We start from the raw sequence: 14,551 nt of genomic DNA on the forward strand, positions 1-14,551 counted from the left end.
TGATCTTTGTGTGAGAACTCAGATCATGGACAGGGTCCTCCCCATTCCGCTAGACCTCGACCACCACAAATCCCCCCGATGGTCAAAACACGAGGGAAAGCCCGCCTCGAGGAGGCGGGCTTTCGGTTGGTAGCCCCGACCGGATTCGAACCGGCGCTACCGCCTTGAGAGGGCGGCGTCCTGGGCCGCTAGACGACGGGGCCAGAACTTTCCTGGTTCACCGCCGCTTCCAGCGGTGCGGCAGTAGTCTAGCGGCGATCTCCAGCGCCGTATCAGCGGGGTGGGTGGGCTTGGTGCACCGTCGGCGCGCCGAACCCTGGCGGCGCCTCCTAGCTGGTCGAATGCTCGAACGCGGGGGCGGGTCAGAGCAACTGCGCGCCGGGCCGGCAGGGTTGCTGCGCCGGGCCGGCAGGGTTGCTGCGCCGGGCCGGCGGGCGTCGGGCCGGCTGAACCGGAGAGGCGCTGTGCGCCGCAGCGGGCACTGGCCGGGCGGGGTGAAGGGGACACTGAGCAGGGAAACGGCGAACGGCCCGCCCCTGGAGGGACGAGCCGTGAACCTATCTGTAGCCCCGACCGGATTCGAACCGGCGCTACCGCCTTGAGAGGGCGGCGTCCTGGGCCGCTAGACGACGGGGCCAGAACACAATGCGACACCACCTTTCGGTGGTGCCGCCGAACTCTACCAGACCTAGCGATCAATGTTCCGTGGCGGAACCTTGATGCTGAACCCACCAGAATCCAGCGACCTCGGTTCTCGCGAACCTCGGATGCGCTGGGGTACCAGGACTCGAACCTAGACTAACTGAACCAGAATCAGTTGGGCTGCCAATTACCCCATACCCCATCGGCCCCTTGCGGCGCCGGGATCAAACCTTACCCTCCCGGCACCGGCAGGCCAAATCGACTTCCCCAAACCACCTCTGACCTGCGGAAACAGGCTCAGGTGGCGGATACCACCGGGTTGGTCAGGTCGCCGATCCCCTCGATCCGGACGGTGACCGTATCCCCGTCCACGAGCGGGCTAACCCCCGCCGGGGTGCCGGTCAGCACGACGTCGCCCGGCAACAGGGTCATCACATGCGAGATGTACGACACCAGGGCGGGCACGTCGAAGACCATGTCCCGGGTCCGGCCCAGTTGGCGGACCTCCATCTCCTCCGGGTCCCGTCCCACCTCGCACCGGATCTCCAGGTCACTGATGTCCAGGCCGGTGGTGATCCAGGGGCCGATCGGGCAGAAGGAGTCGAACCCCTTGGCCCGGGTCCACTGGTTGTCGGAGCGTTGCAGGTCCCGGGCGGTGACATCGTTGGCGCAGGTGTAGCCGAAGATGGCCCGCTGCGCCGCGGCCCGGTCGGCGCGGCGCGCCCCCGGGGCACCGATCACCACGGCCAGCTCGGCCTCGTGCTCCACCTGCTTGCTGAACTCGGGCAGCCGGATGGCGTCCCGAGGGCCGATGACGGAGGTGGAGGGCTTGAGGAACAGCAGCGGCTCGCTGGGCACCTCGCTGCCGTGCTCGGCGGCGTGCTCGGCGTAGTTACGGCCGACGCAGACCACCTTGCTGGGCAGGATCGGCGAGAGCAGGCGGACGTCGGACAGCGCCCAACGGGCGCCGCTGAAAGTTATCTGGCCGAACGGATGTCCCGAGATCTCGGCGATGGTCAGCCCCTGCGGGCCCGTCCCCGGCTCCCCCTCGACGACTCCGAACGACATTCCCTTGGCATGAGCGAAACGAGCGATACGCACCAGGACAATCTAGCCCCGCCCGTGGACCGGGTGCGGCAGCTTACCCCTGACGATCACCCTCGGTGCCGGATTCGCCGCTTCGTACCCGGCCGACGACGCCGTCGACCTAGCGTCGGCTGCGGAGGTTCGTTCGTATGCCTGCATCGACACGACACCACAAGGCCCTGGCGGCGATCGTGCACTGCGTGGGGTTTCTCACCGCCGCGGTGCCGGCGCTACCGGCGTTCACCGCGGCAGAGCCCGCGGCGGCCGAACGACCGCCGGCAGTCTCGGCGGCCGAACGTCCGGCGGTCGCAGCGGCCGCGCGTCCGGCGGCGGTGGCCACGGCGGAGCCGACGATGCCCTCGGCACCACCGGCCGTGCCCACTCCGACCCGGCTGGCCTCGCCCGCTCCGGCGCCGAAGGTCAGCGTGCAGGTCGCTCCGGCCAGCACCACCCAGCCGAGCTACCGCATCGAGGTCCGCAACGCCGGCAACACCCCGGTGGAGACCACCGTGCGCCAGGAACTGCCCCAGGGGGTCTCGGCGACCGCGATCAGCGACGGCGGTCGGGAGGTACGTCCCGGGGGGTCCACGGCCACGGAGGTGACCTGGCGGCTGAGGTTGTCGCCGCGCAGCACCACCAAGCTGGACACCACCCTGAGCGGTACGGCGGCGCAGCAGCCGGTGACCGCTCCGGCCTGCGCTTTCGCGGTGGACGGCCGCCGGCCGTACGACTGCGCGACCGCCACCTGGACGGCCCCGGGTGCCACCGAGGCGCGCGCCCAGGAGTCCCCGGGGTGGCGTGACCAGGCACCCGCCCTGCTGGCCGGGGTGGCCGTGCTGCTGGTCCTCGCCGGTCTGGGCTTCGCCACCTGGCGGCGGCGCCGGCCCCCGGCCGCGGCGGCGCTGGCCTCGGAGGGGCCCGGGCGGATCTATCCCCGACCGGCCGCACCTCGGCCGCCCACCCGTCGGCGTACCCCGCCGGTGTGGGTGATCGTCCCGGTGGCCGCGACCGTGCTGGCGGCCACCCTGGGCATAGCGGCGTGGACCGCCACCCGCCGGGTGGCCGCGATCGACACCGACAGCCAGCCGACCAACGGGGCCTGGAAGGGCACCGGGGTCACCGGTGGCCTGGGGATACCCCTGCGGGAGGACGCCTTCGAGTTCACCGTCTACCGGATGAACTGCGATCCGGGGCAGGGCGCCCGGCAGTGCCAGGCCACCGTCGGGGTCCGGAACCTGACCCGGGAGCACCACAGCTGGCACGGCAAGCTGCAACGGGCGTACCTGGCGAACGGCAACTGGGTGACCACCGACGAGCAGGCCACCCGCCGGGTCAACCAGGGCCGGGACGTCTTCGCCGAGCCGATGGCCGCGGGCAGCCGCATGGTGCTGCCGCTGGTCTTCACCGTCAACGGCGGGGAGGCACCGCAGCAGTTGGAGCTTCGCAGCGGGGTCTTCTCCTCCGGGGTACGGGTGGACGTGCCCTGATCAGCGGCGGTCGTACCCTTGGACGGTGACCGCCGCCCACCCCAGCTTCGACAGCCTGCCGGCTGCCGTGTGGATGCCGCGCGCCCGGGCCCACGAGGAGCGGGCCGAGGCCCTGACGGCCGCACATCGCCGGCGCCGGGCGGCCCGGCAACGTCACGCGATCGACGACTTCCTCTACGAGTACTACGGCACCCGGCCCTCGATGCTGCGCCGTTGGCATCCCGGGGTGGGGGTCCGGCTGGAACCCGGGCCGCAGGGCCCGGCACCGAACGGGCAGTGGCGGTGGTACGCGACCGACCCCGACGGCACGATCGGCTTCGACGCGGCGGCCTTCCTCGCCGACCGGGCCGAATCGGTACGTTTCATCTGGCGGCTGCTCTCCTCGATCGCCACCCGCCCGGCCTTCACAGGCTGTTTCGGGTTGCACGAGTGGGCGATGGTCTACCGCCAACGTGAGCATCGGCACCCCCTGCCCCTGCGGCTGGGTCAGGAGGGCACCGACGCGGTGGTCGAGGCGCACCAGATCAGGTGCTCGCACTTCGACGCGTACCGGTTCTTCACCCCGGAGGCGGTCGACCTGAACCGGCTGCGTCCCACCCGGGCCAGCCAGGTGGACCTGGACCAGCCGGGCTGCCTGCACGCCGCGATGGACTGCCACAAGTGGGCCACCAAGCTGGGCCCGGCCGTCCCCGGCGAACTGGCCCTGGACTGCTTCGAGTTGGCCCGGGACATCCGGCTGCTGGACATGCAGGCCTCCCCGTACGACCTCTCCTCCTACGGGCAGCCGGCGGTGGCCATCGAGACCCCGGAGGGCAAGGCCGAGTACGTGACCCGGCAACGGGAGTTCGCCCAGCGTTCCGGGCTGCTCCGGGCCCGGTTGATCGAGGTCTGCACCACCCTGCTGGCCACAGTGGAGCAACCGGCGCCGGCCTGACCAGCGGGCAGAGGGCTGCGGGACCACCGACCGGTGGCCCCGCAGCCGTGGTCACGAGCGGGAACAGTGTGCCGTCGGCGCGGTGTTGGTGCTGCCGGCGGAGGCCAGGAACCCGAAGGTGGTCTGGGCGCCGGGCGCCAGGGTGCCGTTCCAGCCGGCGTTTCGGGCGGTGACCACCGAGCCGGTCTGGGTCACCTCGGCGCTCCAGGCCTGGGTGACCCGCTGCCCGTCGGCGAAGTCGAGTCGTACCACCCAGCCGGCGAGTGCGGTCGCACCGTCGTTGCGTACGGTCACCTCCGCCTGGAACCCGCCCTGCCAGCTACCGGCCAGCCGGTAGCCGGCCACGCAACCTCCCGGCGGCGGCGGGGTCGGGGTCGCGGTGACCGTGGGAGTGGGAGTGGGAGTGGGAGTGGGGGTCGGGATGCCGGTCAGGGCGGACACCAGGGCGGGGTACCAGCGGTCGGACAGCTTCTGGTCGCCGGCGGCGTTGGGATGCACCCCGTCGTAGGTGTCCGTGGCGGTGTTGAAGCCGGTCCACTGGTCCACCACGACGATCGGCGACTGGCTGGTGGTCTTGCCCGCCGCCCAACCGTCGATGGCGTTGTTCAGGGCCACGGTCCGCTGCCCGCACTCCGGGCAACTGCTCGGGGCCATCGGGATGATCTTCGCTACCAGGATGCGCATGGCGGGGTTGCTGGCCCGCATCTGGTCCACCAGCCTGCTGTAGGCGGCCAGGATGGTGGTCGGGGCGATGTTGCTCCACACGTCGTTGGTGCCGAAGTGCATCAGCACGATGTCCGGCCGGGTGGCCGACAGCCAGCCCGGGAGCAGGTTCTGGTTGGCCACATTGGTGGCCAGGTAGCCGCCGTGGCCCTCGTTGTCCCCGTCGTAGGGCTGGCCGCAGCCCTGCGGGCCGAGGGTGCCGACGAAGTCGATGGCGGAGTGCCCGGCGGACTGGAGGCGGTTCCAGAGCAGTGCCCGCCAACAGCCCGGTGAACCGGTGATCGAGTCGCCGAGCGGCATGATGCGTACCGGATCGGCAAGCGCCGCCGAGGCGAGGGGCGCGGAGGCGAGGGGCGCCGAGGCGGCGACCGGGGAGGCGGACTGGAGGGGGTCGGCTGGTGGGGTCGATGGCGCGGACCAGGCGGTGATCGCCAGGAGGACGGCCGCGAACCCGGCGGCAGCGTTGCGCAGAGGCCTACGGAGCATGGTGGAGGGACTCCTGTCACGTGTCGAAGTTCGTGTGACGGCCCGAATGCTCCCGCGCGCATTCAACCAACAAAGATGAAAATCATCAATGTCCGGGCTCTCCTGGAGTCGACCCGGCTAGTCGCCGTCCACCCGACGGTCGCGCTTGCGCTGGGAACGGCGCTTCTTGTCGGCCAGCCGCCGCTCCTTGGCCCCGCGGGAGGGCTTGGTGGGCCGACGCGGCGCCGGTGGCGGGGCGACCGCCTCGCGCAGCAGGGCGGCCAACCGCTCCCGGGCCGCCTCCCGGTTGGCCAACTGGGCCCGGTGTTCGCTGGCGGCGATGGTCAGCACCCCGTCGACCAGCCGTCCGGCGAGTCGGTCCAGCGCCCGCACCCGCAGCGACTCCGGCAGGCTGGGTGAGGCGGCCAGGTCGAAGCTCAGCTCCACCCGGGAGTCCGTGGTGTTGACCCCCTGCCCGCCCGGCCCGGAGGAACGGGAGAACCGCTCCCGCAGCTCGGCGGCGGGCACGACCCACCGATCGGTCACCCGCAGTCCGCCGTCCACGCCCTGAGGCTAGCGCCCCGGGGACGCTTCGGGAGAACTGCTCGGGTTCGGCGAGGCCGGCTCCGAGTCGTCGTCTCCCCCGGTCGCGGCATAGGCGACCGCCCCGATCAGCAGCAGGAGGATCACCCCGATCTTCGTGGTGGCCACCTTGATCAGGAGCCAGGCGCCACGACGGGCACCCGGCACGGTCTTCTTGGCGGTCTGGTAGTCGGTCCAGCCCCGTCGAGCGCGGGCGTACGAGGACCCCACGCCGGTTCCGATGATGAGGCCCACCAGCAGGAGGACCGCGATGAGAGGACGCTCCACAACCGTGAGTATGCATACTCAGCGTGATATTTCCATTCTCCGATCTTCGATCGCCGGAATCCGACAGATCCCCCCATGCTTCGGTAATCGGACAGTCACTCTCGGTGATATCAGCCGCCCTTGCCGATGATCGTGTCCGCGGTCTGCTGCACCTGCTCGATGGGGATGGCGAAGCCGATGCCGATCGAACCGTTACCGTCGATGGTGGCGATCGCGGTGTTCACCCCGACCACCTCCCCCCGGGCGTTGACCAACGGTCCGCCGGAGTTGCCCGGGTTGATCGAGGCGTCGGTCTGCACCGCCCGGTGCCGGTTGTCCCCGAGGCGCACCTGCCGGTCCAGGGCGCTGACGATGCCGGCGGTGACCGTGCCGGACAGCCCCAGCGGGGACCCGACCGCCAGCACCGGTTCCCCCACCCGGGTCGAGCCCGGCTTGGCCAGTGGCAGCGAGGCCAGCCCGGCGGACCCCGGCACCTTCAACACCGCCAGATCGCTGCCGGGTTCCCGGCCGACCACCTGGGCGCCGAACCGGCGGCCGTCGGGCAACTCCACCGTCACCGGGCCACCCCGGCCCTTGGCCAGGATGTGGTCGTTGGTGATGATGTGCTGCTCGGAGTCGACCGCGAAGCCGGACCCGGTGGCCCCACCCACCAGCACGGAGACCACCCCGGGCACGGTCTTCTCGGCGGCGGTCACCAGCTCGGCGGGCACCGGCGCGGCCGAGGCCGCCGCCGGTTCGGGAATCCCCCGACTGGCCACCCAGCCACCGGCCACCGCCCCCGAGCCGGTCGACAGGGCCAGCACCGCCAGCCCGCCCAGCAGTCGACGACGCCAACCCCACCCCGCCTCGTCGCGCATCCGGGCAGCCTGCCCCGTCCCGTCCCGACCGTGCGGGTCGAGCTCCGGCGAGACGAACCAGGGCCCACGGGGCTCACCCAGTCCGGTCTGCACTGCCATTCGTACGCTCCTCACATGTGCGCCCGCAGCTGGTGCGGAGGTCGGGCCGGGCCGGGGTCGGACCGGCCGGTACGCGATCAGGGCAGGCGGGAGAACCAGCGCATGGAGCCGAAGGCCGCCCCCATCGCGAACACCAGGCCGAGCCCGATGAACCGGGCCGAGATGTCCTGCCGCTCCTTGCGCCACCCCACCGAACTGCCGATGTCGTCGTAGACGGCACGCAACTCGTCGCTGGTGTCGGCCTGGTGGAAGGCCCCGCCGGTCTGCTCGGCCACGGCCTGCAGGGTCTCCCCGTCCACCGGCACCTGGATGGGTCGCCCGCCCCGGTCCACGAAGCCGCCCGGGGTACCGAAGGAGATCGTGTGCACCGGCACCTCCACGGCCACCGCCTCCGCGGCGGCCTCCATCGGATCCATGCCGGAGGTGTTGGCCCCGTCGGAGAGCACGATGATCCGGGCCGGGGGCGGTTCGGTGGTGGCCTGTTCGTCCAGGGCCCGGACCGCGCCCAGGGAGGTGCTGATCGCCTCGCCGATGGCGGTGCCCTGCACCCCGGTGATCCCCTCCGCCAGGCGTTGGATCCCCTCGTCCAACGCCTCCCGGTCGGTGCCCGGCGGCACCAGCACGGCGGCGCTGCCGGCGAAGGCCACCAGCCCGACGTTGAACTCCCTGGGCAGTCCGTCGACGAACTCCCGGGCGGCGCTCTTGGCGGCGCTGAGCCGATCCGGGTCCACATCGGTGGCGAGCATCGAGGTGGAGACGTCCACCGCGACCATCACGGTGGCCCGTTCCCGGGGCACCCGAACCTCCGCCGTCGGCCGGGCGAAGCCGACCACCAGCAACGCCAGCATGGCCAGGAAGAGACCGGCCGGCAGGTGCCGACGCCAGGTCGGGCGCTGGGGGGCCACCCGGTCCAGCAGACGCAGGTTGGTGAACCGGACGGCGTACCGGCTGCGGCGGCGCTGCGCCACCAGGTAGGCCAGCGCCAGCGCGGCCACCCCGAGCAGCAACCAGAGCCGGATGGGTGACTCCCAGATCATGCGACACCTCCCCGCCTCGGCGCGGCCGGTGCCAGGGCCAACCGACGCTGGGCGTGCACATGCCGCACGATGTCGGTGGCCCAGTCCCGGTCGGTACGCAACGCCAGGTGGGCCGCCCCGGCCCGGCGCAGGGCCTGGCGGAGTTGGTCCCGCTGGGCCGCGGCGGCGGCCGCGTACCGCTCCCGCAGGCCGGGGTCGCCGGTCCAGACCTCGCGGCGTGCGCCGGTCTCCGGATCGGTGAGGGTGATCAGTCCGACGTCCGGCAGTTCCAGTTCGCGCGGATCGACCACCTCCACCGCCAGCACCTGATGCCGCACGCCCAACCGGCGCAGCGGGCGTTCCCAGTCGGCCGGTGACCGTGGGTCGTCCGGCAGGCCGTCCAGGAAGTCCGAGATCACCACCACCAGACCCCGCCGGTTGGCCGTCCGGTGCACCGCGGCCAGCCCGGCGGCCAGGTCGACCTCCTCGCCGGGCGGGCGGGCCGGCGGGTTGACCCCCTGCCGGGGGGCGGCCAGCAGGCCGCGCATCAGGCCGACCAGATGGCTGCGTCCACCCCGCGCGGGCACCCGATGCAGCCCGTACGGGGTGAGCACCTGCGCCCCCAGGCGGTTGCCGCTGCCGGCGGTGAGGAAGCCGATGGTGGCCACCGCCGCCACGGCCAGTTCCCGCTTGTCCAGTTCTGCGGTGCCGTACTCCATGCTGGGGCTGGCGTCGACCAGCAGCCAGGTGGTCAGTTCCCGGTCGGCGTCGACCTCCCGGACGTGCGGCACGGTGGTCCGGGCCGTGACCGCCCAGTCCATCCGGCGTACCTCGTCCTCGCCGGGCCGGTACTCGCGGCTGCCGGCGGGTTCGCTGCCCGGTCCGGGCAGCAGACCCCGATGCTCGCCGTGCAACAGACCGTCCAGGCGCCGGGTGACGGTCAGCTCCAGCCGGCGCAGCCGCTGGTCGGGGGTCAGCTCGGTGAGCACCGGGTCCGCCGACACCGGGACCCGGCCACCTCTCATCACGCGGCCGCCAGATCGGCGGCGTACTCCGGTTGGCCGTTGACCACCCGGGGCAGCGGCACCACCTCGACCAGTCGGCGTACCACCGATTCGGCGCTCACCCCGTCGGCGACCGCGTCGAAGGAGAGCACCAGCCGGTGGGCCAGCACATCCACGGCGAGTTCCCGGACGTCCTCCGGCAGCACGTACTCCCGGCCGCGCAGCAGGGCCTGGGCCCGGGCGGCGGCGACCATCCCCAGGGTGGCGCGGGGACTGGCACCGTACGCGAGCAGGGGGGCCAGGTCCGGCATCCCGTACCGGGCCGGGTCACGGGTGGCCAGGATGAGTCGGACGACGTACTCCGCGATGGCGTGGTGGACGAAGACCTGCCGGGCGTGGAGTTGGAACTCCCGCAACCGGTCCGGTCGCAGCACCCGGTGGGCCCGGGGGCGCTCGGCGCTCATCCGGTAGAGGATCGCCAGTTCGTCGGCGTCGTCCGGATAGTCGACGACGATCTTCATGAGGAAGCGGTCCCGTTGGGCCTCCGGCAACTGGTAGACCCCCTCGGACTCGATCGGGTTCTGGGTGGCCAGGACCAGGAAGGGCTCCGGCACCGGGTAGCTGCGTCCACCGATCGAGACCTGCCGCTCGGCCATCGCCTCCAGCAGGGCGGACTGCACCTTCGCCGGAGCCCGGTTGATCTCGTCGGCCAGCACCAGGTTGGCCATGATCGGGCCCAGTTCGACGTCGAAGCTCTCCTTGGAGGCCCGGTAGATGCGGGTGCCGACGATGTCCGAGGGCACCAGGTCGGGGGTGAACTGGATCCGGGAGAAGGTGCCACCGACCACTGTGGCCAGGGTCTGTGCGGCCAGGGTCTTGGCCACCCCCGGTACGCCTTCCAACAGGCAGTGCCCGTCCGCCAGCAGGGCGGTGAGCAGGCGTTCGACGAGCTGATCCTGCCCGACGATCACCCGTCTGACCTCGTTGAGGGTCTGGTGCAGCTCGGCCGCGGTCGCGTCCTGATCGGCCGGGGTGGGCAGGCTGGACAGGGTGTCCGAGATGTCCGTCACGGTGCTTGCTTCCCGCGACGGCCGTCGGACAAACGTCGGAATTTACGGCCGTGGGGCACCCAGACCGCGCGGCGGCGGCGTTACGACCCTGGAGGGGGCCGGACCACCCAGAGCCGCCCGGCCGGTCAGCAACCGGATGCGGGCGGGGCACCCGTAGCCTCCAGATGTGCAGATCGTCACCGCGAGACTCCCCCGGCTCGGCACCGCGATCTGCTGGCTGGCCGTCGTACCGGGCCTCGGCTGGGTACTGGCCCGACTGCTGGGCCTGGACCGCGGGCCCCTGGTGCAGTTGCTGGCGTTCACCCCGTACGCGGCGCTCGGCAGCCTGGTGCCGCTGCTGCTCGCGCTCGCCCTACGGCGCCGCTGGCCGGCCGTGGTCGCGGCGCTGACCACGGTGGCCCTGGTCGCCGTGGTGGTGCCCCGGGCCCTGCCCTCGCCCCAACCGCAGGTGAACGGGCCGACGGTACGGCTGCTCACCGCCAACCTGCTGGCCGGTGCCGCCGACCCGGCGGCCGTGGTCGACCTGGTCCGCTCCGAGCAGGTCGACGTGCTCGTGGTGCAGGAGTTCACCCCCTCGGCCCAGGTCGAACTGGATCGGCTGGGCCTGGACCGGCTGCTGCCGTACCGCCACCTCAACCCGGTGGTCGGCACCCCCGGCTCGGGCCTGTACGCCCGCCACCCGATCCGCGACGCCGGCCTCCGGACCCTGCGCGGTGGCTGGGGCTTCACCCAGGCGTACGCGACCGTGGCCGTACCGGGCGCCCAGGAGGTACGCGTCGAGTCCGCCCACTCCTCCGCGCCGTACGCCCTGGATCAGACGGGCTTCTGGCGCGACGACCTGGCGGCCCAGCCGGCGGCCACCCCGGAGGGGGCGCTGAGCATCCTCGCCGGAGACTTCAACGCCACCCTCGACCACGGGCCGCTGCGGGCCCTGCTGGATACCGGCTATGTCGACGCCGCCGCGGCGGTCGGCGCCGGGCTCACCGGCACCTGGGGCCCGTACGACGGCAGCCTGATCCCCCCGGTAACGATCGACCACGTGCTCGTCGACCGTCGCATCGCGGTACACGATGCGACCGTCCGACCACTGCCGGGCAGTGACCACCGCATGGTGCTGGCCGAACTGCGCCTACCCCCGGCCCAGGCCGTAGGTCAGGGCGTCGACCAGGGCGTGCCAGCTCGCCTCGACCACGTTGGGGTGCACACCCACCGTGGTCCAGCCGCCGCCACGGCCGTTCGCGGTCTCGACCAGCACCCGGGTCACCGCTCCGGTGCCGTGGCTGCCCTCCAGGATGCGCACCTTGTAGTCGGCCAGCTCGAAGTCCCGCAGTTGCGGGTAGTGCCGGCCCAGACCGACCCGCAGCGCCTCGTCCAGGGCGTTGACCGGGCCGTTGCCCTCGGCCGTGGCGATCACCCGTTCACCGCCCACCCGGATCTTCACGGTCGCCTCGGAGACCACCGCGCCGTCCTCCCGGTGCTCGACCAGCACCCGGAACGACTCCAGGTTGAAGGGCTGCACCGCCGCGGCGCCCGGCAACTCGGAGCGCACCAGCAACTCGAAGGAGGCGTCCGCGGCCTCGAAGGACCAGCCGCCGGCCTCCAGTTCCTTGACCCGGTTGGTGACCCGGGACAGGGCCTCCGGATGGCCGGCCAGATCCAGCCCGAGCTCACGACTCTTGAGCTCGATGCTGGCCCGGCCGGCCATCTCGGTGACCAGGATCCGCATGTCGTTGCCGACCACCTCGGGTTCGATGTGGTTGTACAGCAGCGGATCCACCTTGATCGCACTCGCGTGCAGTCCCGCCTTGTGAGCGAAGGCTGCGGCCCCTGCATACGCCTGGTGGGTGTCGGGGGCGATGTTTGCGATCTCGGCGATGGCGTGGGAGACCCGCACCATCTGCTCCAGGCAGCCCTCCGGTAGGACCGGCAGCCCGAGCTTGAGTTGAAGGTTCGCGACGACCGCGAAGATGTCGGCGTTGCCCGGCCGCTCGCCGTACCCGTTGGCGGTGCCCTGCACGTGGCGGACCCCGGCCTCGACGGCGGCGATGGTGTTGGCCACCGCGCAGGCGGTGTCGTTCTGGGCGTGCATGCCGAGCAGTTCGGGGGCCACCCCGATGCGGTCGGTCAGGTCGGTGATGGCCGCGGTGACCTGCGAGGGCAGCATGCCGCCGTTGGTGTCGCAGAGCACGAACCGCTCGGCGCCCGCGGCCAGGGCGGTCTCCACCACGGAGGCGGTGTACGCCGGATCGTGGCGGTAGCCGTCGTAGAAGTGCTCCCCGTCGACGAAGACCCGACGGCCCTCGGCGACCAGATGGGTGACCGTGTCGTGGATCATCGCCAGGTTCTCCTTGGCGGTGGTCCGCAGGGCCCGCTCGACATGCCGCAGGTCGGCCTTGGCGACCAGGGCGATCGCCGGGGTCTGCGCCTCCAGCAGGCCGCGCACCTGCGGGTCGTCGGCGGCCACCGCACCGGCCCGGCGGGTGGCGCCGAAGGCGACCAGCACGGCGTGCCGCAGCTCCAGCTCGGTACGCGCCCGACGGAAGAACTCGGTGTCCTTGGGCACCGCTCCCGGCCAGCCACCCTCGATGAACCCGACGCCGAACTCGTCGAGCAGTCGAGCCACCGCGAGCTTGTCGACCACGGAGTAGCTGACCCCCTCGCGCTGGGCACCGTCGCGCAGGGTGGTGTCGTAGACCTGGAACGTCATGGTGATCCCTTCGTATGGCACCGGCCGGCGCAACAAAAAGACCCCCCGCGGCTGCGGGAGGTCTGCGCGCTCGGCGGAGGGGAAGGCCGGCGCGCTAGTTGCCAATAATGCGGGCGGTGCTGGTCACGTTCTGCACTCTGCCACTCGGCGGCGGATCTGGGAGGCAGAATCCATATCTCGGGACGATGACTTGGGTCTCATCGGAGAAGGTGGGTGTAGGACGAGTCGCACCGGGTAGGAGTTTTCGGGACAACGAACCACGTACCTCCGAGACGACTGAGCCAAGTCGAGACAGGAGAGATCCCATGGACAGGCTCGACCCGAACAACACGCACGCCACGCCGGACCCGGCCCTGCGCGCCGTCGACCAGGACGTGGTCACCACCGGCGCCCCCACCAGCTCCTTCAGCCCCTGGAGCTACCGGGACGAGGCCGGGGTCGCCGGCACCAGCCTGATCGGCTACAAGGTCGAGGCCAGCGACGGCTCGATCGGCAAGATCGACAGTGACAGCAGCGAGGTCGACGCCAGCTACCTGGTGGTCGACACCGGCCCGTGGATCTTCGGCAAGAAGGTCATGCTGCCGGCCGGGACGGTCAACCACGTCGACCACGACGAGCAGAAGGTCTACGTCGACCGCACCAAGGACCAGATCAAGGCCGCGCCGGAGTACGACGACTCGATCAACGACCCGGCGTACCGGGACAAGCTCGGCGGGTACTACAACGACACCTACTCCGCCACCCCGCCCGGCGGCCTTCGCTGAGGCGACCTGAAGTACTGATCCGCGGTATCGGCCGGTGGGAAAGCCTCCCACCGGCCGATACGGTGTCCGCATGGACGCGATCGACGACAGGCGCAGGATCCCCTTCACCGCGATGTTCAACTTCCGGGACGTGGGCGGCTACCGCGGCCTGGACGGGCGGACGGTGCGCTCCGGGCGGCTCTACCGCTCCGACTCCCTGCACCGGATGGACGGCGCGGACCTGGACGCCTTCCGCGCCCTGGGGGTACGCACGGTCGTCGACCTGCGCCGCCCCCAGGAGGTCCAACGCGACGGCCGGGTCCCCGAAATCGAGGGGCTCGACTACCGGCACATCCACCCCGAGCACGAGGAATGGGGCAGGCAGCCGTACCAGCCCGGCAGCGATCTGGCCCGCTACCTGGCCGACCGGTACGCCGACCTGGCCCGGACCGGGACCGCCGGGCTGGCCCAGGCGATCGGCCTGATCGCCGACAGCGCCAACGCCCCCGTGGTGGTGCACTGCGTGGCCGGCAAGGACCGCACCGGCATCGTCTGCGGCCTGACCCTGGCGGCCCTGGGTGTCGATGATGCCGAGATCGCCGCGGACTACGCGCTGAGCACGGAGGCCTCGCAGCGGTTCGTCGCCTGGCTCGCCACCGCCTACCCCCACCTGCCGGAACTTCCCGCCCCGTTCGTGTTCTCACCGGCGGAGACGATGCTGACCTTCCTGGCGGAGATCCGCGAGGGCCACGGCTCGATCGACGGCTACCTGCGGCACGCCGGGGTCACCGACGACCAACTGGCCGCCCTGCGCACCCACCTGCTCGGCTGAGCCCTGGTTGCGAAAA

At 71.7% G+C, this 14,551-nt stretch carries 13 protein-coding genes, 3 tRNA genes and 1 pseudogene; 5 read left to right on the forward strand and 12 right to left on the reverse strand.

What is annotated here, in order from left to right:
• Positions 1-127: 127 nt before the first annotated feature.
• The 4 genes from ABZ795_RS26025 to ABZ795_RS26040 form a co-directional block, all read right to left on the reverse strand.
• Positions 128-203: transfer RNA gene (locus tag ABZ795_RS26025), tRNA-Glu, on the reverse strand.
• 361 nt (positions 204-564) lie between these two features.
• Positions 565-637, reverse strand: a tRNA-Glu gene (locus ABZ795_RS26030).
• 135 nt (positions 638-772) lie between these two features.
• Positions 773-844 (reverse strand) — tRNA-Gln (locus tag ABZ795_RS26035).
• A 95-nt stretch (positions 845-939) separates the two neighbouring features.
• Positions 940-1,743, reverse strand: a complete 804-nt coding sequence (locus tag ABZ795_RS26040; RefSeq protein ID WP_327022306.1) for a fumarylacetoacetate hydrolase family protein — start codon at positions 1,741-1,743, stop codon at positions 940-942.
• 134 nt (positions 1,744-1,877) lie between these two features.
• On the opposite strand from ABZ795_RS26040, the gene ABZ795_RS26045 reads away from it, so the two are divergent.
• Positions 1,878-3,215, forward strand: a complete 1,338-nt coding sequence (locus tag ABZ795_RS26045; protein ID WP_357532261.1) for a hypothetical protein — start codon at positions 1,878-1,880, stop codon at positions 3,213-3,215.
• Between the two features lie 73 nt (positions 3,216-3,288).
• A complete protein-coding gene (locus tag ABZ795_RS26050) occupies positions 3,289-4,149 on the forward strand; it encodes a 3-methyladenine DNA glycosylase (protein ID WP_357532285.1) in 861 nt (286 codons plus the stop codon).
• A gap of 51 nt (positions 4,150-4,200) precedes the next feature.
• Here ABZ795_RS26050 and ABZ795_RS26055 read toward each other — a convergent pair whose 3' ends face one another.
• The 7 genes from ABZ795_RS26055 to ABZ795_RS26085 form a co-directional block, all read right to left on the reverse strand.
• Positions 4,201-5,358, reverse strand: a complete 1,158-nt coding sequence (locus ABZ795_RS26055; protein ID WP_357532262.1) for a cellulose binding domain-containing protein — start codon at positions 5,356-5,358, stop codon at positions 4,201-4,203.
• A gap of 117 nt (positions 5,359-5,475) precedes the next feature.
• The gene (gene arfB, locus ABZ795_RS26060; RefSeq protein WP_327022309.1) at positions 5,476-5,901 is read right to left on the reverse strand and encodes an alternative ribosome rescue aminoacyl-tRNA hydrolase ArfB; all 426 of its coding nucleotides are present in this window, start codon (positions 5,899-5,901) and stop codon (positions 5,476-5,478) included.
• A gap of 9 nt (positions 5,902-5,910) precedes the next feature.
• The gene (locus ABZ795_RS26065) at positions 5,911-6,207 is read right to left on the reverse strand and encodes a hypothetical protein (RefSeq protein WP_327022310.1); all 297 of its coding nucleotides are present in this window, start codon (positions 6,205-6,207) and stop codon (positions 5,911-5,913) included.
• A 110-nt stretch (positions 6,208-6,317) separates the two neighbouring features.
• Positions 6,318-7,163, reverse strand: a complete 846-nt coding sequence (locus tag ABZ795_RS26070) for a trypsin-like peptidase domain-containing protein (RefSeq protein WP_357532263.1) — start codon at positions 7,161-7,163, stop codon at positions 6,318-6,320.
• 77 nt (positions 7,164-7,240) lie between these two features.
• Positions 7,241-8,200, reverse strand: coding sequence for a VWA domain-containing protein (locus ABZ795_RS26075; RefSeq protein ID WP_327022312.1), 960 nt, complete (start codon positions 8,198-8,200; stop codon positions 7,241-7,243).
• On the reverse strand, positions 8,197-9,183 hold the full coding sequence (locus ABZ795_RS26080; RefSeq protein ID WP_357532264.1) for a DUF58 domain-containing protein: 987 nt from the start codon (positions 9,181-9,183) through the stop codon (positions 8,197-8,199). The genes ABZ795_RS26075 and ABZ795_RS26080 overlap by 4 nt, the downstream gene beginning before the upstream one ends.
• A gap of 20 nt (positions 9,184-9,203) precedes the next feature.
• Positions 9,204-10,253, reverse strand: coding sequence for a MoxR family ATPase (locus ABZ795_RS26085; RefSeq protein ID WP_327022314.1), 1,050 nt, complete (start codon positions 10,251-10,253; stop codon positions 9,204-9,206).
• 166 nt (positions 10,254-10,419) lie between these two features.
• Here ABZ795_RS26085 and ABZ795_RS26090 point away from each other — a divergent pair.
• A pseudogene (locus ABZ795_RS26090) lies at positions 10,420-11,394 on the forward strand (endonuclease/exonuclease/phosphatase family protein); the annotation flags it as partial.
• Here ABZ795_RS26090 and cimA read toward each other — a convergent pair.
• On the reverse strand, positions 11,383-12,960 hold the full coding sequence (cimA, locus tag ABZ795_RS26095; RefSeq protein WP_357532265.1) for a citramalate synthase: 1,578 nt from the start codon (positions 12,958-12,960) through the stop codon (positions 11,383-11,385). The pseudogene ABZ795_RS26090 and the gene cimA sit on opposite strands and share 12 nt — an antisense overlap.
• Positions 12,961-13,265: 305 nt before the next feature.
• On the opposite strand from cimA, the gene ABZ795_RS26100 reads away from it, so the two are divergent.
• Both ABZ795_RS26100 and ABZ795_RS26105 read left to right on the forward strand, forming a co-directional pair.
• A complete protein-coding gene (locus ABZ795_RS26100) occupies positions 13,266-13,724 on the forward strand; it encodes a PRC-barrel domain-containing protein (protein ID WP_327022317.1) in 459 nt (152 codons plus the stop codon).
• A 70-nt stretch (positions 13,725-13,794) separates the two neighbouring features.
• Complete coding sequence (locus ABZ795_RS26105) at positions 13,795-14,535, forward strand: tyrosine-protein phosphatase (protein WP_357532266.1); 741 nt, start codon at positions 13,795-13,797, stop codon at positions 14,533-14,535.
• Positions 14,536-14,551: the final 16 nt, after the last annotated feature.

Source organism: Micromonospora sp. NPDC047134, from assembly GCF_040643455.1.
Lineage (GTDB): Bacteria > Actinomycetota > Actinomycetes > Mycobacteriales > Micromonosporaceae > Micromonospora.